The following is an 18,338-nucleotide window of genomic DNA, read 5'->3' as shown; positions in this document are numbered from 1 at the left end:
AGCCTGTGAGTCTGCGGGCCTGTGAGGTAGGAACCGGTTGCACACCGGCTAACGGCCATAAAAAAACCGGCGCCTTGGCGCCGGTTTTTGTTCACCGAGACGCTATTACAGAGAAGCGGTGAAGGTACGGGTGATGACGTCTTGCTGTTGCTCCTTGGTCAAGGAGTTGAAGCGAACGGCATAACCGGATACGCGGATGGTCAACTGCGGATATTTCTCCGGGTTTTCCATGGCGTCCAGCAGCATTTCACGGTTCATCACGTTGACGTTCAGGTGCTGACCACCTTCCAGGTTGGCTTCGTGGTGGAAGTAACCATCCATCAGGCCGGCCAGGTTGGCTTTCTGGGCTTCCATGTCTTTGCCCAGCGCATTCGGCACGATGGAGAAGGTATAGGAGATACCATCTTTGGCGTAGGCGAACGGCAGCTTGGCAACGGACGTCAGGGAAGCAACGGCACCCTTCTGGTCACGACCGTGCATCGGGTTGGCACCCGGGCCGAACGGCGCACCGGCGCGACGACCATCCGGGGTGTTACCGGTCTTCTTGCCGTACACCACGTTGGAGGTGATGGTCAGCACGGACTGGGTCGCCACGGCACCGCGGTAGGTGTTGAGCTTCTGAATCTTCTTCATGAAGCGCTCGACCAGGTCGCAGGCGATGTCATCGACGCGAGCGTCGTTGTTGCCGAACTGCGGGTACTCGCCTTCGATTTCGAAGTCGATGGAGACGCCATCGGCATCACGTACCGGCTTGACCTTGGCGTACTTGATGGCAGACAGGGAGTCAGCGGCGACGGACAGACCGGCGATACCACAGGCCATGGTGCGATAGACGTCACGGTCGTGCAGCGCCATCAGGGAGGCTTCGTAGCTGTACTTGTCGTGCATGTAGTGGATGATGTTCAGGGCGGCGACATACTGCTTGGCCAGCCAGTCCATGAAGTGATCCAGTCTGTCCATCACGTCGTTGTAGTCGAGGTACTCGGAGGTGACCATTTCGGTCTTAGGACCGACCTGGATCTTGAGCTTCTCGTCCATACCGCCGTTGATTGCATACAGCATGGTCTTGGCCAGGTTGGCACGGGCACCGAAGAACTGCATCTGTTTGCCGACGATCATCGGGGACACACAGCAAGCGATGGCGTAGTCATCGTTGTTGAAGTCCGGACGCATCAGGTCGTCGTTCTCGTACTGAACGGAAGAGGTCTCGATGGATACCTTGGCACAGTACTTCTTGAAACCGACCGGCAGCTTCTCGGACCACAGGATGGTCAGGTTCGGCTCAGGGGACGGGCCCATGGTGTACAGGGTGTTCAGCATACGGAAGCTGTTCTTGGTGACCAGGGTACGGCCATCAACGCCCATACCGGCCAGGGTCTCGGTGGCCCACATCGGGTCGCCGGAGAACAGTGAATCGTATTCCGGGGTACGCAGGAAGCGAACCATACGCAGCTTCATGACCATGTGGTCCATCAGCTCCTGGGCTTCTTGCTCGGTGATCAGGCCTTTTTGCAGGTCACGCTCGATGTAGATGTCCAGGAAGCTGGAGGTACGACCGAAGGACATGGCCGCGCCGTTCTGGGACTTGACCGCCGCGAGGTAGGCGAAGTAGGTCCACTGGACGGCTTCTTTGGCGGTCTTGGCCGGTACGGAGATGTCGCAGCCATATTTGGCAGCCATCACCTTCATCTGGGCCAGGGCACGGTGCTGCTCGGAGATCTCTTCGCGCAGACGGATGGTGGCTTCCAGGTTGACACCGTTTTCCAGGTCAGCCTGCAGGGACTTGAACTGAGCCAGTTTGTCGGCCATCAGGAAGTCGATACCGTACAGGGCAACACGGCGGTAGTCACCGATGATGCGGCCACGGCCGTAGGCATCCGGCAGACCGGTGATGACGCCGGACTTGCGGCAGTTCAGGATGTCTTTGGTGTAGACGTCGAACACGCCCTGGTTGTGAGTCTTGCGGTACTCGGTGAAGATCTTCTCGACCATGGGGTCAAGCTGGCGACCGTACACTTCGCAAGAGGTCTTGACCATCTTGATACCGCCGTTGGCGATGATGGCGCGCTTGAGCGGTTTGTCGGTCTGCAGACCAACGATTTGCTCCAGGCTCTGGTCGATATAGCCGGCATCGTGAGCGGTAATGGTGGAGGGCAGGTCGGTATCAAAATCGACCGGCGCGTGAGTGCGGTTCTCGATCTTGATGCCTTCCATGACCTTGTCCCACAGCTTGGTGGTGGCTTCGGTCGCGCCAGCCAGGAAGGACTCGTCACCTTCATACGGGGTGTAGTTCTTCTGGATGAAGTCACGGGTGTTGACAGAGGTCTGCCATTCACCGGCTGCGAAGCCTTCCCATGCTTTTTGGAACTGTTCGTTAAGTTCTGCCATTTTCATTACCTCTCAAGGTATTTATGTGTCTGCCGCCATCCTTAATGATGGCGACGGAAGATAAACCAGTAAGTCAGCCCAACCATGACGCCACCACCAATGATATTACCTATGGTGACAGGGATGAGGTTGTGCAGGACGAAGTTGGACACGGTCAGGTCGGCAAAGGTTGCCGGATCCTGGCCGATGGCCTGCCAGAATTCCGGGCTCGCGACGCTGTGGATGGCGATACCGACCGGGATCATAAACATGTTTGCGATGCTGTGCTCAAAACCGGAGGCCACGAACATGGCGACGGGGAGCAACATCACCATCACCTTGTCGGTGGCGCTGCGGGCGCCGAAGGCCATCCACACGGCGAGACACACCATGAGGTTGCAGAGGATGCCAAGAGCCACGGCCTCGAAGAAGGTGTGATGGATCTTGTGCTGGGCCACTTTCATGGCGTTCAGACCCCACTGACCATCCGCTGCCATGTATTCCGCCGACATGATGATGAGGCCGACGATGATGAGACCGCCGATGAGGTTGCCGAAGTAGACTAGTCCCCAGTTCTTGAGCAGCTGGGCCCAGCTGATGCGATTCGCCGCCTTGACTACCAGAGTGAGGGTAGTGGAGGTGAACAGTTCGGCGCCGAGCAGGACGCAGAGGATGAGACCGAGGGAGAAGCAGATGCCGCCCACCAGCTTGGACATGCCCCAGGCCATGCCGCTTGAGCCCGTGGTGACGGTGATATAGAAGACGAAGGCGATGGCGATGAAGGCGCCAGCGGTGATGGCCAGGGGAATGACCTTGTATGCGGGCTTGGTGGCCTTGGCATAGGTAATGTCTTCGGCCAGGGCGGCGATGGCTTCGGGCTTCAGACAATCAAAGGGAGATTCTGCTTTCAATTCTCAGTACCTGCATATTTTGCCTGTGGAAATCATAACAAAGGGGCTGATCCCCAAAATTGACTCCGATCAAGAATTACAGATTGTGAATGTAATTTTACTACAGGATTTTTCGCCATCCGGAAGCGTTTCTTTACACCAGGTTTCAGGTGAAACAGAAATGAGTCTGTTATTAATTTTATGATTTTTAAGAACTTATAAAGGACACCCTGAAAAACGTACCGGCAAGGCACCTGTGCAGCCGCACTGCACCATGAGTGCCAAATTAACAACCCCCTAAGAGGTATTTTTTGTCTTTTATTTCATCTTTGTGGCACGGCCAGCCAAAGCGTAGACCATAAAACAGAAGGGGCCATAAGGCCCCTTCGTCACGCTAGCATATCAGTTCCAGGTATGGATTCGTTTGGCTTTTTGCAATTTCTCGTAAGCGGCCAGCAGTTTCTGGTGCAGCGGGAACTGGGAGAGGGAGAGATCGGCGGCTTCCAGACCGTGGAAGCGCGCCTCGCCGCGGGCGTTGGCCCACGCCTGTGCCAGGGTCTCTTCCCCGAACATGCGGGCGAACACCGGGCGGTACTGCTCGGGGTCGCGTTCCTCGTCGAGGAAAAGCTCGACGCAGGCGCGCAGGGCGCGGTAGTAAGCGGCGCGATCCGCCGGGAACACCGACTGGTTGAACTCCATGGTCCAGTCGATGAGGTCGAGGGCGCTCTCCAGGTCACCAGCGGCCAGCGCCAGCATGGCTTTGAGCTCACCGACGCGCAGGGTGTGCAGGGCAGTGCCCTTGGCGGCGGCGATGCCGAGCAGCTCGCGTACCCGGGTGCGCTCGTCGTGACCCTCTTCATCCAGCTGGTCGAACAGGGCCATGTACTGCTCTGCGTCCCACTCGAGCGCCGGCAGCGCCAGGATGGTCTCCCGCAGGTGGGCCCCCATGGTGTTATTGGCCAGCAGCAGATCTTCCACCGGATAGATGTCGGACATGCCGGGCACCAGGATACGGCAGGCGTAGACACCCAGGTGCTCGTAGTCGGCGATGTAGACCGGCTGCTCCAGCTCGTGGAAGATGCCGATCAGGTGGTCGAACTCCTCTTGCGAGGTGCCACGGAAGTCCCAGTCGGCAAACTCGAAGTCGGACTCTTCCTTGAACAGATCCCAGCTGATGAGGCCTGAGGAGTCGATGAAGTGGGTCTCCAGGTTGTGGTGATCCGCCACCTGCTCGTTGTCGAACGACGGCGGCACGAAGACGTCCAGATCCTTGAGGCTGCGCCCTTGCAGCAGTTCGGTGACGGTGCGCTCGAAGGCGACCTCGAAGCGCGGGTGGGCGCCGAAGGAGGCAAAGCAGGTGCCGTTGCTCGGGTTGAGCAGCACCACGCAGATGACCGGATAACGGCCGCCGAGGGAGGCATCGAAGCTGTAGATGGGGAAGCCTTCGGCCTCCAGTGCATCGATGGACGCCTTGATGCCCGGGTAACGGGCGATCACCTCGCCCGGGATCTGGGGCAGGCTGATGGCCTCGGCGATGATCTTGTTCTTCACGTGGCGCTCGAACACCTCCGACAACCCCTGGGTGCGGGCCTCGGTGCGGGTGTTGCCGGCACTCATGCCGTTGGAAACATACAGGTTGCCGACGATGTTCATCGGGATGTAGACGGTCTGGCGGTCGGACTGGCGCTCGAAGGGCAGGGCGACGATGCCGCGCTCCTCATTGCCGGATTGCAGGTCCACCAGCATGTCGGCGGTCACTTCCCCGTCCGGGTTGTAGAACTTGCGGGTGAAGGAGTCGAGCAGACCAGTGGGAAGCTGATCCCCCTCGATGGGGAACCACTTCTCGTTCGGGTAGTGGACGAAGTCGCCATTGGCGACCTGCTCGCCCAGGTAGAAGTCGGCGAAGAAGTAGTTGGTGGAGAGACGCTCGAAATACTCGCCAAGGGCGGAGGCGAGCGCCGCCTTCTTGCTGGCACCCTTGCCGTTGGTGAAGCAGAGGGCGCACTCCTTGTCCCGGATGTGCACGGACCAGACGTTGGGCACGGGGTTGAGCCAGGAGGCCTCTTCGATATCAAACCCCAGGGCTTGCAGCTTGGTCTGGAAGCGTTCGATGGAGTCTTCCAGCGCTGCGTCCTTGCCGGGAATAAAAGTGTGGTCGGTCATCACAATGTCCTGATTTTATGGGCTCATGTTTGGACGCAGATAATAGCATGAGTGACGGGGAAAGCGGCCAGGGCAATGGTGTGGGCTTGCCCAGGTCTGCATTGGATGGGCGGGGTGTGGTAGTGGGGCCGGGCGGTGCGCTGCGGCGATTTTTCATGGGAAAGAGGGTTGGGTCATCAGTTTTACTTAACATAATTAAGATAAAGTAAATTTTATTATGACCCTGTGCCCTTCATCATGGCGTCAACCATTGGTGGGGGGAGGAAAAGAGGGAGCACCTGCGCCCGTTCCCCCCCCCCCGTCTTGATGAGCCTTGACCAGGAGTGCTGAATGTTCCCGATGATCCCCCGTATCGACCCCGAGATAGCCAGGTTGGCGCCGGGCTTTTGTGCCCTCAGCATCGTGGTGGAAGCCGCTCCCGTGATTGACACTCTGGTGGGGGAGCGGGCCCTGGCCCGGGCATGTGCGGCCCTTGGCACCGACGAGGCCCCCTGGGCCCTTGAACATCTGGCCGCCTGGGATCAGGTGTTCAAGGGGTTTGGCGCCAAGCCTGCCCGCACGCCCTGCTCGGCCCAGGCACTGCGCAAGCGGGTGCTGCGCGATGGCGTCTTGCCCGCCATCGATCCCGTGGTGGATCTCTACAACGCCATCAGCATCGAGTATGCCATTCCCGTGGGCGGGGAGGATCTGGCGGCCTATGTGGGAGCGCCGCGCCTGGTGATTGCCGATGGCAGCGAATGCTTTGACACCCTCAAAGAAGGGCTGCCAACCCAGGAGGCACCGGCTCCCGGAGAGGTGGTGTGGCGGGACGATCTCGGCGTCACCTGTCGCCGCTGGAACTGGCGCCAGGGGATCCGCACTCGCCTGAGCCTCTCTTCCCCCCGGATGTGGTTCATTCTGGAGTGTCTGCCGCCGATGCCGCGCACGGCCTTGTGGGAGGCCGGTGACAGGCTGATTGCCGGTCTCACGCAGATGATGCCTGGGGCCCGCATCGAGCAGACGCTGGTGGAGTGATTGAAGGAGCAGACGAAAAGATAAAAGGAGGCACCCCATGCTCGCCCGGGCGGTCATGGGGCGGATCCTGCTCGCCATCACGCGCCACGTCACGTCTGTGTCACCCGCCTTTCCCCACCGCCTGCCAACACACCAGCGGAAGAGAAACACGGCAACATGCCGGGCTGACATCGCCCCCTGGAGCTTGCCACGTCGGGGCCGGTGTACCCGGCCCTTTCAGCGTGCCTAACCGATGAACTTCAACCCCAGAATGCCGACGATGATGAGCAGCAGGCAGAGCACCCGGGCCAGGGTGGCCGGTTCGTTGAACAGCCAGATCCCCATCAGCACGGTGCCGACCGCGCCGATGCCGGTCCAGACCGCATAGGCGGTACCAAGGGGCAACTGTTTGACCGCCATGGCGAGCAGCAGCACGCTCACCCCCATGGCGATCAGGGTCAGCAGGGTGGGGAGGGGACGGCTGAAACCGTCGGTGTATTTGAGGCCGATGGCCCAGGCGACCTCGAACAGGCCGGCCAACAGCAGGAGCAACCAGGACATAAGGCAGATTCCGCAGGAAGCAGGGTCGTCCCTGCGTATCAGGAGGCCTCGGGGCCGTCCCCGAGGGGCAGCGGGGCTGCCGGTCGGTCTCAATGATGCCCCAACTGGAGGCAGGATGCCAACCGGCTACCCGCAGGTCGGCCAGGCCGACGGATATTGCAGCGAATGGCACAGAATATTGCGCAATTCGACTTGCGCCCGCCGTCACAATCCGTAATGTGGACAGACGCATTTTTTGCAACTCATATATTGTGAATCCCTTGTAAACGGCTGGCGCCAAGGCAGGGGGTCACGGGTACCACACACGATTTCTATAAGCAGCTATCCAGGGTAGGACATTATGAAAAAAGTAGGTTTGGTCGGTTGGCGTGGCATGGTGGGTTCGGTGTTGATGAGCCGGATGCAGGAAGAGAAGGATTTTGCCCGCATTCAACCCACCTTCTTCACCACCTCCCAGGCCGGTGAGGCCGCCCCCAATTTTGGCGTCGATGCCGGCACCCTGCAGGACGCCTTCGATCTCGAGGCGCTGGCCGCGCAGGACGTCATCATCACCGCCCAGGGCGGCGACTACACCAAGGATGTCTATCCGCGCCTGAAAGCCGCCGGCTGGCAGGGCTACTGGATTGATGCCGCCTCCTCCCTGCGCATGGAGAAGGACGCCGTTATCATCCTGGATCCGGTCAACGGCGACGTCATTGAAGATGCCCTGAACAACGGCATCAAGACTTTCGTTGGCGGCAACTGCACCGTCAGCCTGATGCTGCTGGCCCTGGGTGGCCTGTTCAAGGCCGATCTGGTGGAGTGGGTGAGCGTGGCCACCTATCAGGCGGCCTCCGGTGGTGGTGCCCGCCATATGCGCGAGCTGGTCACCCAGATGGGCATGCTGCGGGATGAAGTGGCGGTGGAGCTGGCGGATCCCGCCTCCGCCATCCTCGACATCGAGCGCAAGATCACCGAGAAGACCCGCTCCGGCACCCTGCCGGTGGACAATTTCGGTGTGCCGCTGGCCGGTGGCCTCATTCCCTGGATCGACACCAAGCTCGACAACGGCCAGAGCCGCGAAGAGTGGAAGGGTCAGGCTGAGACCAACAAGATCCTCGGCATCGACGGTGCAGCCATCCCGGTGGATGGTCTGTGCGTGCGGATCGGCGCTCTGCGCTGCCACAGCCAGGCCTTCACCATCAAGCTGAAAAAAGATGTGCCCTTGGCCGAGATCGAAGCCCTGCTGGCCGCCCACAACGACTGGGTCAAGGTGATCCCCAACGATCGCGACATCACCGCCCGCGAGCTGACCCCGGCTGCCGTTACTGGCACCCTCAGCATCCCGGTGGGTCGTCTGCGCAAGCTCAACATGGGCCCGGAGTACCTGGCCGCCTTCACCGTGGGTGACCAACTGCTGTGGGGCGCCGCCGAGCCGCTGCGTCGCATGCTGAACATCCTGCTGGCCCGCTGAGGTAGCTGCAGCAGGGAACAAGGAAGGCCTGGCCTTTCTTGTTCCCCTCTTCGTGCCTGTCCATAAAAAAGCGGCATCCCTTGGGATGCCGCTTTTTAATTTATCCAGTTTGACTCTTAGATGTTCTGTGCTTCGTTTGGCACGATGACAGAGGCATGATTTCCTTTCGGCCCCTGCTGCAGTTCAAAGTTGACTGCCTGACCTGCTTTCAAGGTCTTGTAACCTTCCATTTGAATCGTGGAGTAGTGAGCGAAGATGTCTTCACCACCGCCTTCCGGACAGATAAACCCAAATCCTTTTGCGTTGTTGAACCACTTGACTGTTCCGGTTGCCATACATCTACATCCTTTTATTGATTACCCTGAAGTCGTTGAGTAACCTGCGCCAGCCTTATATAACTAGGGCATGACCCCGTAGCAGACGGGCGCCGATTAGCAAGTAACCAATCTAGTCCAACTTTTAAGCGAGTCAAGAAGTTGTTAACAACCGATGTGATCTGGTTAACAAGTCTATTGACAATCTTGAGCGACACGGTAGTAATCTAGAGGTACCAAAGCGCAACTATGAGCAAGCAGAAAGAACTCTTTGCTAATGAAGAGATTGCAGAGGCAGAGAAAACGAAGCTGCAACCGCCACCCATGTACAAGGTCGTCCTGAACAACGACGACTACACACCGATGGAGTTCGTGGTGGAGGTGCTGCAAAGGTTCTTTGGTATGGATCTGGAGAAGGCCACTCAGGTGATGCTGAGCGTGCATTATAGTGGTAAGGGAGTCTGCGGCACATTTACCGCCGAGATTGCCGAGACCAAAGTGGTCCAGGTCAACACCTATTCACGTAACAACGAACATCCACTGCTATGTACCATGGAAAAGGCTTGAATCTGATGACTTGATGGCGATAACGACACCGCATTGTTGCTGTACTGAGGGGAGGTGCCTATGTTGAACAAAGATCTAGAAAAGACGCTGAACGAGGCTTTCAAGCTGGCCCGTGACGAGCGCCACGAATTCATGACCGTCGAGCACCTGTTGTTGGCCCTGCTGGATAACAGCTCAGCCCATGAGGCGCTGAGTTCATGTGGTGCGGATGTGGAACAGATGCGCAAAGAGATCCGCGCCTTCATCAATCAAACGACCCCGCTCATCCCCCGTGACGACGAAGACAGGGAAACCCAGCCGACGCTGGGCTTCCAGCGCGTGCTGCAACGTGCCGTCTTCCATGTCCAGTCGTCGGGTAATACCGAGGTGAGCGGTGCCAATGTCCTGGTCGCCATCTTCAGCGAACAAGAGTCCCAGGCCGCCTACTTCCTGAAAAAAGCCGAAATAAGCCGCCTGGATGTGGTGAACTTCCTGTCCCACGGGGTGCGCAAGGACAACAAGCCCGAGAGTGGTGGCAACAATGCTGAATCTGATGACGAGGTATCCTCTGCCCAGATAGAAAGCTTTGCCACCAACCTCAACCAGCTGGTGCTGGAGGGGCGTATCGACCCGCTCATCGGCCGTGATCAGGAGCTCAATCGCACCATTCAGGTATTGTGCCGCCGTCGCAAGAACAACCCCTTGCTGGTCGGGGAAGCCGGGGTGGGCAAGACCGCCATCGCCGAAGGGCTTGCCTACCGTATCGTCAAGGGGGATGTGCCCGAGGTGATTGCGGGTAGCACCATCTACTCCCTGGACATGGGTTCCCTGCTGGCGGGCACCAAGTATCGAGGTGACTTCGAGAAGCGCCTCAAGGTGCTGCTCAAGCAGATCGAACGTCAGGAGGGGGCCATCCTCTTCATCGACGAGATCCACACCATCATTGGCGCTGGTGCGGCTTCCGGTGGCCAGCTGGATGCGGCCAACCTCATCAAGCCGCTGCTCTCCAATGGTCTGCTGCGCTGCGTGGGCTCCACCACCTACCAGGAATATGCCCAGATCTTCGAGAAGGACAGGGCTCTGGCTCGTCGCTTCCAGAAGATCGACATCGTCGAACCCACAGTAGACGACACCACTCGCATTCTGATGGGACTCAAGAGCCGTTATGAGTCTCACCATGGCGTGCGTTACACCGTCAAGGCGATCCGGGCGGCGGTGGAGCTCTCCGCCAAGTACATCAATGATCGCCATCTGCCTGACAAGGCCATCGACGTCATCGACGAAGCGGGTGCAGGGCAACGCCTCTTGCCCGTCAGCAAGCGCAAGAAGGTGATCAATGTGCCGGAAATCGAGGCCATTGTTGCCAAGATTGCCCGTATTCCCGAGAAATCTGTCTCCTCCTCCGACAAGGAGGTGCTGAAGAATCTGGAGCGCAATCTCAAGATGGTGGTGTTCGGGCAGGACAAGGCCATCGAGGTGCTGACCGATGCCATTCGGTTGTCACGTTCAGGGCTTGGCAACGAACGCCGGCCTGTGGGCTGCTTCCTGTTTGCCGGCCCGACCGGGGTGGGCAAGACCGAAGTGACCCAGCAACTGGGCAAGGCGCTCGGGGTCGAGGTATTGCGATTTGACATGTCGGAATACATGGAACGCCATACCGTGTCCCGGTTGATCGGGGCTCCTCCCGGTTACGTGGGATTCGAGCAGGGAGGGCTGTTGACCGACTCCGTCCTCAAGCATCCGCACTCCGTCGTGCTGCTTGACGAGATCGAGAAGGCGCACCCGGATGTCTTCAACCTGCTGCTGCAGGTGATGGACAACGGTACCCTGACGGACAACAACGGGCGCAAGGCAGATTTTCGCAATGTGATCCTGGTGATGACCACCAACGCAGGGGTTCAGGAAACCCAGCGCAAGTCCATCGGCTTCCAGCAGCAGGACATGAGCCACGATGCCATGGCGGTGATCAACAAGACGTTCAGTCCGGAGTTCCGCAACCGGCTCGATCACACCATCTGGTTCAACCATCTCGACATGGGAGTGATCCATCAGGTGGTCGACAAGTTCATCGTCGAGCTGCAGGTTCAGCTGGATGCCAAGGGCGTTTCACTGGAGGTGTCTGAAGAGGCGCGCCACTGGTTGGCAGAGAAAGGGTATGACAGGGCAATGGGAGCAAGACCCATGGGCCGGGTCATTCAGGAGCACCTCAAGAAGCCCCTGGCCAACGAGATCCTGTTTGGTTCCCTGGTCGATGGCGGCATTGTGAAGGTCGAGCTGGTGAACAACAGCCTCAGCTTTGATTTTCAGGTCAACGTTGAAGCTGTCTCTCACTGACTGTGAGCAAGGCCGGAAATGACAAAAAACCCCAACCGAGAGGCTGGGGTTTTTTGCTGAATTCCTGGCTTAGCGAGAGCGGAAAACAATACGTCCCTTGGAGAGATCGTACGGAGTCAGAGCCACCGTTACTTTGTCCCCAGTCAGGATACGGATGTAGTTTTTGCGCATCTTGCCGGAAATATGAGCGATAACCACGTGACCATTTTCCAGTTCCACACGGAACATGGTATTGGGCAAGGTTTCGAGAATGGTACCCTGCATCTCAATACTGTCTTCTTTAGCCATTGAATCCTCTTGATAAGCCACAACAAAAAACCGCTGGATCATGCCGGATTTAAGGCTATGTGTAAAGTTTACTCGGGCTTGGTGTCGATTTTTTTCCATTCGCCCTGTACCAGCAGCTCATGGGGCAGGTATTGGCGCTTGTAATTCATCTTGCGACACTCCTCCACCAGATACCCCAGATAGAGCCACTGACGACCGGTACGTCTGGCCAGTTCCAACTGGCTCAGGATGGCGAAGGTGCCGAGCGACCGGTCGGCATAGTCGGGGTCGAAGAAGGTGTACATGGCGCTCAGAGAGTGGGGAAGCAGATCCGTGGTGGCCACGCCGATGAGGCGTCCCTCCTTGCGCATCTCCAGATAGAGGGGGGGCATCCAGTCGCAGTGCAGGAATCCCTTGTATTGGGTCCGGCTCGGAGGATACATGCTGCCATCCCGATGACGCTCACGGATATAGCGTTCATAGAGCTGGTAATACTCGGGCTTGTCGTCATAGCTCAGTACGAGTTCGAGATCTCGGTTCAACTGGCGGATGCGTTTCTGCCCACGGCTCGGGGTGAAGCGTTCACTGTGTATGCGCAAGGATTGGCAGGCGCTGCAGGCGGGGCAGTGAGGACGATAGATGTCGTTGCCACTGCGCCGGAATCCTGCCGTCAGCAGCCGTTCGTACCCGGCGGCGTTGAGCAATTCATGGTCCATCAGGACCAGCAACTGCTCCTGCTCGTGACCGAGGTAGCTGCACGGGTGCCTGGGGGTCAGCCCGACCTTGAGGATCACTTCTTCACTCATAGGCTGATTCTCCTCGGTTGCCAGCATCCCTCTTGCAACGGTTGCCGGGTCAGGGTGGCCAGGGTGGTCAGAAAGCGCTGCCTTGGCCACTCCTGGACGCCCAGCGTGACCAGAAAGTCGTTTTGCATCTGGCAGTCGATGAGGGCACCGCCGTGCCCTGCAAAGTGGCGACAGAGGGCCACCATGGCCAGTTTGGCGCCATTGTCGATGCGGCTGAACATGGATTCACCACAAAAGAGTCGGCCCAGGGAGAGGCCATAGAGGCCTGCCTGCAACTGATCATCCTGCCAGATCTCGATGGAGTGGGCATGACCGAGGCGATGAAGGCGCCGATAGGCGTCGATCATGGGGGCACTTATCCAGGTGCCGCTGGCGGTGCGACGAGGCGCGGCGCAGGCTGCAATGACGTCATCAAAGGCGCGATTGATGTAAATCTCGAAGGGGGTGCGGCGCAAACACTTCTGCAGGCTGCGGCCGATGTGGAGTTCCTCGGGCACGATGACTCCCCTGGGGTCCGGTGACCACCACAGCAGTGGCTGATGGGGTTCATTCCACGGAAAGATCCCGCTGTGGTAAGCTGCCAGCAATCGAGCGGGGGAGAGATCTCCCCCAATCGCGAGCAGCCCGTTGGGCTCTTCCAGCGCATGGCTGGGGGAGGGAAACCAGCACAGCTCATCATCCAGTTCGGTAAGATAGCGAGACATAAGGCAGAGGTTCATAGATGAAGGCCATTATCCTGATAGTATCCAGCTTGCTTGGCTTTGTCACGGCGCCGGCCTGGAGTGCGGTGTATGAACGCAACACGGCGCGTCCGGTGGAGCAGGTGGTCTTCGGCCAGGTGGATGCGGTGCGCAACATCACCCAGCGCCAGATGGTGGAATCAGAGCATTCCGGCTGGAAAACGCTGGGAGGGGCCGTGCTTGGCGGGCTGCTCGGGAACCAGTTTGGCGGTGGGCACGGGCGGGAGATTGCTACTGCGGTCGGGGCGCTGGCGGGAGCGGCGGCAGTGCAGCAGTTTCAGTCAGGGGGCAGCGTGGTGGAGAACAAGCTGGTGGAGCTGCTGATCCGCAACGAGCAGAACGGGCTCATCAACGTGATCCAGGATTACGATCCGGCCATGGTCTTTGCGCAGGGCGACAAGGTGCGCATCCTCTATTTCAACGATGGGGTGCGAGTCGACAAGACCTATTGAACGGTGAAGAAGGGATTGACCCGGCGGCCACCACACAAGGGGCGCCGGGCGGTACTACACGGAGTGTCTCTGCTGATGCTTGCTCAGACGTCCTGACAGACTATCTTGTCTCGCCCGGTATTCTTTGCCTGATACAACTGGCGATCTGCCTCGCTCAGCGCCTCGTCCATGGAGAGCCGCCCGACATTGATGACGCCGAAACTGGCGCGTACAAAGAGCGATATCTCCCGCGACAGCGGTTGCTGACGCATTTGCAGACGAAGCCCTTCCAGTCGCTTGAGCAGCACGGGAACGGGGCAGTGTGGCACCATCAGGGCAAATTCTTCGCCACCGAATCGGGCTATCATGGCATCCGGGAAGAACTGGGTGAGCAGCCTGGCCAGATGACAGAGCAGCTGATCGCCGATGGCGTGCCCCCAGTGATCATTGACCTGCTTGAAGTGATCCACGTCGAGCACGCACAGGGAGAGCTGCGCCTGATGGCGCTGATGCTCCTCGAACCACTTTTGACCCTCGTTGAACCAGTAACGTCTGTTGTAAAGCCCGGTCAGGTAGTCTCGGTTGGCCGATTCCTGGATGTTGTTGAACTGCTCAAGGGCCTCCAGGTTGTGGCTGACCCGGCACTGCAGCTCCTCGGGTTCAAAGGGCTGATTGAGAAAATCATTCGCCCCTTGCTTGAGGTAGCGTGCCGAGAGGCCGTGTTTGTCCGACACCGAGATGCCGATGATGGCGAGCTGCTGCTTGCTGTAGCGCTCGCGCAGCATTCGCACCAGGCTGATGCCGTCGATCTCCGGCATGTAGTAGTCCACCAGCATCAGGCGAATGGCGGGGTGCTGCTCGAGCTGCGCCAGCGCATCGCGGGCTGAATTGGCCTCGTGCACCTGCAACAACTGCTTGCGCAACTGGGCCGCGGTGCGGTGACGGGAGGTGCGTGAATCGTCGACCACCAAGACTTCGATGGCCTGGTTGAGGTAGAGGCGGTGCACCAGACCGACGGCATATTGCAGGGAGTGACGTGAATCCTTCATCACGTAGTCCAGCACCCCGGCCTCCAGCCAGGCTTCCCGCTTCTCTTCGCTGATGTCGGCCGTCAGGATCACCACCGGCAGCCCACGCTCCCTCAGCACATTGACAGCCTCTCCACCGGGGGCGTCCGGCAGGGTAAGATCCACCAAGGCGACCACATAATCTTCCCCATGGCAATCGCGAGCCCCTTCAAGGGTATCGAAGGCGTCGATTTCCAGCCCGGTCTGTTGCGCAATGGCCTGGGTCAGCATGCGGCGTACCGTCAGGCTGTCTTCCACTATCATTATTTTTCGTTTCATCCTGCTCCTTGCAATAAAAAAGGGCATGCCAACTGGCATGCCCTTTATATCCTTCCGATTATTGTGCGTCCAGATATCGCTCAGCATCGAGGGCGGCCATGCAGCCGGTCCCTGCGGAGGTGATCGCCTGGCGGTAGACGTGGTCGGCCACGTCGCCGGCGGCGAACACGCCCGGGATGCTGGTCTGGGTTGCGAACCCTTCCAGTCCGCCACGCACTTTCAGATAGCCGTTTTCCATCGCCAGCTGCCCTTCGAAGATCTGGGTGTTGGGCTGGTGACCGATGGCGATGAAGACCCCCATCAGCGGCAGCTCGGAGGTGGTGTCATCCCGGGTGCTGCGCAGGCGCACGCCGGTGACGCCCATGTCGTCACCCAGTACTTCGTCGAGGGTCTGATGGGTGTGTAGGACGATATTGCCGCTCTCGACCTTGTCGTTGAGGCGCTTGATCAGGATCTTCTCGGCGCGGAACTCGTCGCGGCGATGGATGAGGTGCACTTTTTTGGCGATGTTGGCCAGATAGAGTGCCTCTTCCACGGCGGTGTTGCCGCCGCCGACCACGGCCACTTCCTGATTGCGGTAGAAGAAGCCGTCACAGGTGGCGCAGGCGGAGACGCCGCGGCCCTTGAAAGCCTCTTCGGAGGGCAGACCCAGGTATTTGGCGGAGGCGCCGGTGGCGAGGATCAGCGCATCGCAGGTGTATTCACCGTTGTCGCCCTTGAGGCGGAAGGGACGTTCGGTCAGCGTCACTTCATTGATGTGATCAAAGAGGATGCGGGTATCGAACTTCTCTGCATGCTCTTTCATGCGCTCCATCAGGGCCGGGCCGGTCAACCCTTCCGCGTCCCCTGGCCAGTTTTCCACTTCGGTGGTGGTGGTCAGCTGACCACCTTGCTGCATGCCGGTGATGAGCAGGGGATTGAGGTTGGCGCGAGCGGCATAGACGGCCGCAGTGTAACCTGCCGGGCCGGATCCCAGGATCAGCAGTTTGCTGTGAGTGACTTGGCTCATGATGTGATTTCCGAGACGTGATGAGTTTGCGCGATTGTAGGTAATTCGTGATCCGTGGTCAAAGGCCAGCGCATCGATTGGGGCAATCGCCAACAAGAGGGGTGAGCCGGGGATGGCAGGCATAAAAAAACCGCCCATCGCGGGCGGATTTTCACTCATCTACCTCCCTTTGCAGGGACGCGATCAGTTCAGCAGGGTCAGGGGATCCGTGTAAGCCAGGTTGTGGGCCACGGCAACCTCCTTGCAGGTGATTTTGCCCGCCATCACGTTCAGGCCGTGCAACAGGTGGGGATCGGCGAGCAGTGCGTTGCGATAGCCCTGTTCGGCCAGCTTGATGATGAAGGGGAGGGTGGCGTTGTTCAGGGCCACGGTGGAGGTCCGCGCCACGGCACCCGGCATGTTGGCCACGCAGTAGTGCACCACCTCGTCGACGATGAAGGTGGGATCTTCATGGGTGGTGGCATGGGAGGTCTCGACACAGCCGCCCTGGTCGATGGCCACGTCCACGATGGCTGCACCGGGTTTCATGCGAGCAATGTGGTCACGGCTGACAAGTTTTGGCGCAGTGGCGCCAGGCACCAGCACGCCGCCGATGACCAGGTCCGCCGCCAGCAGATGGCGCTCCAGGGTCTCGCGGTTGGAGTAGACCACCTTGGCAGCCCCTTGGAACTCGCTGTCGAGACGGCGCAGGGTATCGACGTTGTTGTCGAGGATGGTGACGTCGGCACGCAGGCCGACGGCCATGCGGGCTGCGTTGGAGCCCACCACACCACCACCGATGATCACCACCTTGGCCGGTTCCACACCGGGCACACCGCCGAGCAGCACGCCGCTGCCGCCACGGGATTTCTCCAGTGCCTGGGCACCGGCCTGAATAGACATGCGTCCGGCCACTTCCGACATGGGGGCCAGCAGGGGCAGACCGCCACGACCGTCCGTGACGGTTTCATAGGCGATGCAGACGGCACCACTGTCGATGAGATCCTGGGTCTGGGCCAGGTCCGGCGCCAGATGCAGATAGGTAAAGAGGGTCTGGCCGGGACGCAGCATGGCCCGTTCCACTGCCTGGGGTTCCTTGACCTTGACGATCATCTCCGCCTTGGCGAAAACTTCGGCAGCGGAGGCCAGGATCTCGGCTCCGGCAGCCAGATAATCTGCGTCACTGAACCCAATGCCATTTCCTGCGCCGCTTTGGACGAAAACAGTATGGTTTCGTGCTGTCAGTTCACGTACACTGGCCGGAACCATGCCTACGCGATATTCATGGTTTTTTATTTCCTTAGGTACACCGATAATCATGCTATCCCTCGTCTATCGATTGGTGGTTTATGTTGCCTAGATGTTAAGCGACATTTGCGCCTAGTATATTCAGGTATTGACAGGATTTGTGACCATTATTATAAAATGACTGGTGATTCTTACCAAAAAATAGCCAAAGGATGGAATTAAATGATGGAAGCTAAGAGTCGGCTAAAGGATTTGGACAGGATTGACCGCAACATTCTGAATGAACTGCAAAAGGATGGCAGGATTTCGAACGTTGAGTTGTCCAAACGAGTTGGCCTGAGTCCCACACCGTGTCTGGAACGGGTTCGTCGCCTGGAGCGACAAGGGTATATCGAAGGATATGCCGCCATTCTGAACCCTCATTATCTGGACGCGTCTCTGCTGGTGTTCGTGGAAATTACCCTCAATCGTGGCGCCCCCGATGTGTTCGAGCAGTTCAACAAGGCTGTTCAGGTGCTCGAAGAGATCCAGGAGTGCCATCTGGTGTCCGGTGATTTCGACTATCTGCTCAAGACCCGCGTCAGCGACATGTCCGCTTACCGCCGCCTGCTGGGTGAAACCCTGCTGCGTCTGCCGGGCGTCAACGACACCCGCACCTACGTGGTGATGGAAGAGGTCAAACAGAGCAGTCGTCTGGTGATCAGCACCCGATAAGCGGGGTTGTGCTGTGACTTGCAAGTTCCATGACGAGTCACGATAGTCAGAAACGAGCGGCCGGTCCGCTCGTTTCTTCTTATAGAGAGTTTCAGGCCCGCCCTCAGGCACTGGCTGACAATCGGTGGGCTTTTCAGGGATACTAGGCCCCCTATCCCCGCATTCATGTTTTCACAA

The 18,338-nt window shown here is 58.9% G+C and carries 17 protein-coding genes; 6 read left to right on the top strand and 11 right to left on the bottom strand.

All coding sequences use genetic code 11. The features are described from left to right. Positions 1-105 precede the first annotated feature (105 nt). The 3 genes from pflB to ycaO all read right to left on the bottom strand — a co-directional run bounded on the left by pflB (position 106) and on the right by ycaO (position 5,420). On the bottom strand, positions 106-2,388 hold the full coding sequence (gene pflB / locus AB5Y51_RS03075; protein WP_010674504.1) for a formate C-acetyltransferase: 2,283 nt from the start codon (positions 2,386-2,388) through the stop codon (positions 106-108). A gap of 41 nt (positions 2,389-2,429) precedes the next feature. After that, positions 2,430-3,278 (bottom strand): formate transporter FocA, encoded by an 849-nt coding sequence (focA, locus tag AB5Y51_RS03070; protein WP_368178044.1) that lies wholly within the window; start codon positions 3,276-3,278, stop codon positions 2,430-2,432. A gap of 381 nt (positions 3,279-3,659) precedes the next feature. Further along, positions 3,660-5,420: a 30S ribosomal protein S12 methylthiotransferase accessory factor YcaO gene (gene ycaO / locus AB5Y51_RS03065; protein WP_039039001.1), complete on the bottom strand. Its 1,761-nt coding sequence runs from the start codon at positions 5,418-5,420 to the stop codon at positions 3,660-3,662. A gap of 330 nt (positions 5,421-5,750) precedes the next feature. Here ycaO and AB5Y51_RS03060 point away from each other — a divergent pair, with 330 nt between their 5' ends. Continuing rightward, positions 5,751-6,434: a B3/4 domain-containing protein gene (locus tag AB5Y51_RS03060; protein WP_039039002.1), complete on the top strand. Its 684-nt coding sequence runs from the start codon at positions 5,751-5,753 to the stop codon at positions 6,432-6,434. A 225-nt stretch (positions 6,435-6,659) separates the two neighbouring features. Here AB5Y51_RS03060 and sugE read toward each other — a convergent pair whose 3' ends face one another. Next, entirely contained in the window at positions 6,660-6,974 is a 315-nt protein-coding gene (sugE, locus tag AB5Y51_RS03055; RefSeq protein WP_039039004.1) for a quaternary ammonium compound efflux SMR transporter SugE, read from the bottom strand. Between the two features lie 340 nt (positions 6,975-7,314). Between sugE and asd the strand changes: the two genes are divergently transcribed. Then, on the top strand, positions 7,315-8,427 hold the full coding sequence (gene asd, locus AB5Y51_RS03050; RefSeq protein WP_104455834.1) for an aspartate-semialdehyde dehydrogenase: 1,113 nt from the start codon (positions 7,315-7,317) through the stop codon (positions 8,425-8,427). 116 nt (positions 8,428-8,543) lie between these two features. Here asd and cspD read toward each other — a convergent pair whose 3' ends face one another. After that, on the bottom strand, positions 8,544-8,762 hold the full coding sequence (gene cspD / locus AB5Y51_RS03045) for a cold shock-like protein CspD (protein WP_010674510.1): 219 nt from the start codon (positions 8,760-8,762) through the stop codon (positions 8,544-8,546). 228 nt (positions 8,763-8,990) lie between these two features. Between cspD and clpS the strand changes: the two genes are divergently transcribed. Then, entirely contained in the window at positions 8,991-9,308 is a 318-nt protein-coding gene (gene clpS / locus AB5Y51_RS03040; protein WP_005325410.1) for an ATP-dependent Clp protease adapter ClpS, read from the top strand. 60 nt (positions 9,309-9,368) lie between these two features. After that, complete coding sequence (clpA, locus tag AB5Y51_RS03035) at positions 9,369-11,621, top strand: ATP-dependent Clp protease ATP-binding subunit ClpA (protein ID WP_010674511.1); 2,253 nt, start codon at positions 9,369-9,371, stop codon at positions 11,619-11,621. A gap of 69 nt (positions 11,622-11,690) precedes the next feature. Here clpA and infA read toward each other — a convergent pair whose 3' ends face one another. From infA to aat, 3 genes are all read right to left on the bottom strand, one after another. Then, a complete protein-coding gene (gene infA, locus AB5Y51_RS03030; protein WP_005300033.1) occupies positions 11,691-11,909 on the bottom strand; it encodes a translation initiation factor IF-1 in 219 nt (72 codons plus the stop codon). Positions 11,910-11,977: 68 nt separating this feature from the next. Next, on the bottom strand, positions 11,978-12,694 hold the full coding sequence (locus AB5Y51_RS03025) for an arginyltransferase (protein ID WP_010674512.1): 717 nt from the start codon (positions 12,692-12,694) through the stop codon (positions 11,978-11,980). Beyond that, on the bottom strand, positions 12,691-13,398 hold the full coding sequence (gene aat, locus AB5Y51_RS03020) for a leucyl/phenylalanyl-tRNA--protein transferase (RefSeq protein WP_279975804.1): 708 nt from the start codon (positions 13,396-13,398) through the stop codon (positions 12,691-12,693). The genes AB5Y51_RS03025 and aat overlap by 4 nt, the downstream gene beginning before the upstream one ends. Positions 13,399-13,415: 17 nt before the next feature. On the opposite strand from aat, the gene AB5Y51_RS03015 reads away from it, so the two are divergent. Further along, positions 13,416-13,886, top strand: coding sequence for a glycine zipper 2TM domain-containing protein (locus AB5Y51_RS03015; RefSeq protein ID WP_010674514.1), 471 nt, complete (start codon positions 13,416-13,418; stop codon positions 13,884-13,886). Positions 13,887-13,969: 83 nt separating this feature from the next. On the opposite strand, the gene AB5Y51_RS03010 is transcribed toward AB5Y51_RS03015, so the two are convergent. The 3 genes from AB5Y51_RS03010 to ald form a co-directional block, all read right to left on the bottom strand. Beyond that, positions 13,970-15,211, bottom strand: a complete 1,242-nt coding sequence (locus AB5Y51_RS03010; protein ID WP_029314438.1) for a diguanylate cyclase — start codon at positions 15,209-15,211, stop codon at positions 13,970-13,972. Positions 15,212-15,269: 58 nt separating this feature from the next. After that, positions 15,270-16,220 carry a thioredoxin-disulfide reductase gene (gene trxB, locus AB5Y51_RS03005; protein ID WP_010674516.1) on the bottom strand — a complete coding sequence of 317 codons (951 nt, stop codon included), beginning with the start codon at positions 16,218-16,220 and terminating at the stop codon, positions 15,270-15,272. Between the two features lie 183 nt (positions 16,221-16,403). Next, positions 16,404-17,519 (bottom strand): alanine dehydrogenase, encoded by a 1,116-nt coding sequence (ald, locus tag AB5Y51_RS03000; RefSeq protein ID WP_010674517.1) that lies wholly within the window; start codon positions 17,517-17,519, stop codon positions 16,404-16,406. 150 nt (positions 17,520-17,669) lie between these two features. On the opposite strand from ald, the gene lrp reads away from it, so the two are divergent. Next, the gene (gene lrp / locus AB5Y51_RS02995) at positions 17,670-18,161 is read left to right on the top strand and encodes a leucine-responsive transcriptional regulator Lrp (protein WP_005300047.1); all 492 of its coding nucleotides are present in this window, start codon (positions 17,670-17,672) and stop codon (positions 18,159-18,161) included. The last annotated feature ends 177 nt before the right edge of the window (positions 18,162-18,338 follow it).

It is taken from the genome of Aeromonas sp. R7-1, assembly GCF_040908115.1.
Lineage (GTDB): Bacteria > Pseudomonadota > Gammaproteobacteria > Enterobacterales > Aeromonadaceae > Aeromonas > Aeromonas caviae.
The sequence above is the reverse complement of the archived record's forward strand: the minus strand, read 5'-3'. Positions and strand labels throughout refer to the sequence as shown.

Bases quoted from the DNA above. Each gene is read 5' to 3' on its own strand.
- lrp (WP_005300047.1), top strand. From the start codon at position 17,670: ATGATGGAAGCTAAGAGTCGGCTAAAGGATTTGGACAGGATTGACCGC.
- sugE (WP_039039004.1), bottom strand. From the start codon at position 6,974: ATGTCCTGGTTGCTCCTGCTGTTGGCCGGCCTGTTCGAGGTCGCCTGG.
- clpS (WP_005325410.1), top strand. From the start codon at position 8,991: ATGAGCAAGCAGAAAGAACTCTTTGCTAATGAAGAGATTGCAGAGGCA.
- AB5Y51_RS03010 (WP_029314438.1), bottom strand. From the start codon at position 15,211: ATGAAACGAAAAATAATGATAGTGGAAGACAGCCTGACGGTACGCCGC.
- cspD (WP_010674510.1), bottom strand. From the start codon at position 8,762: ATGGCAACCGGAACAGTCAAGTGGTTCAACAACGCAAAAGGATTTGGG.
- ald (WP_010674517.1), bottom strand. From the start codon at position 17,519: ATGATTATCGGTGTACCTAAGGAAATAAAAAACCATGAATATCGCGTA.
- ycaO (WP_039039001.1), bottom strand. From the start codon at position 5,420: ATGACCGACCACACTTTTATTCCCGGCAAGGACGCAGCGCTGGAAGAC.
- AB5Y51_RS03025 (WP_010674512.1), bottom strand. From the start codon at position 12,694: ATGAGTGAAGAAGTGATCCTCAAGGTCGGGCTGACCCCCAGGCACCCG.
- aat (WP_279975804.1), bottom strand. From the start codon at position 13,398: ATGTCTCGCTATCTTACCGAACTGGATGATGAGCTGTGCTGGTTTCCC.
- clpA (WP_010674511.1), top strand. From the start codon at position 9,369: ATGTTGAACAAAGATCTAGAAAAGACGCTGAACGAGGCTTTCAAGCTG.
- infA (WP_005300033.1), bottom strand. From the start codon at position 11,909: ATGGCTAAAGAAGACAGTATTGAGATGCAGGGTACCATTCTCGAAACC.
- AB5Y51_RS03015 (WP_010674514.1), top strand. From the start codon at position 13,416: ATGAAGGCCATTATCCTGATAGTATCCAGCTTGCTTGGCTTTGTCACG.
- pflB (WP_010674504.1), bottom strand. From the start codon at position 2,388: ATGGCAGAACTTAACGAACAGTTCCAAAAAGCATGGGAAGGCTTCGCA.
- AB5Y51_RS03060 (WP_039039002.1), top strand. From the start codon at position 5,751: ATGTTCCCGATGATCCCCCGTATCGACCCCGAGATAGCCAGGTTGGCG.
- trxB (WP_010674516.1), bottom strand. From the start codon at position 16,220: ATGAGCCAAGTCACTCACAGCAAACTGCTGATCCTGGGATCCGGCCCG.
- asd (WP_104455834.1), top strand. From the start codon at position 7,315: ATGAAAAAAGTAGGTTTGGTCGGTTGGCGTGGCATGGTGGGTTCGGTG.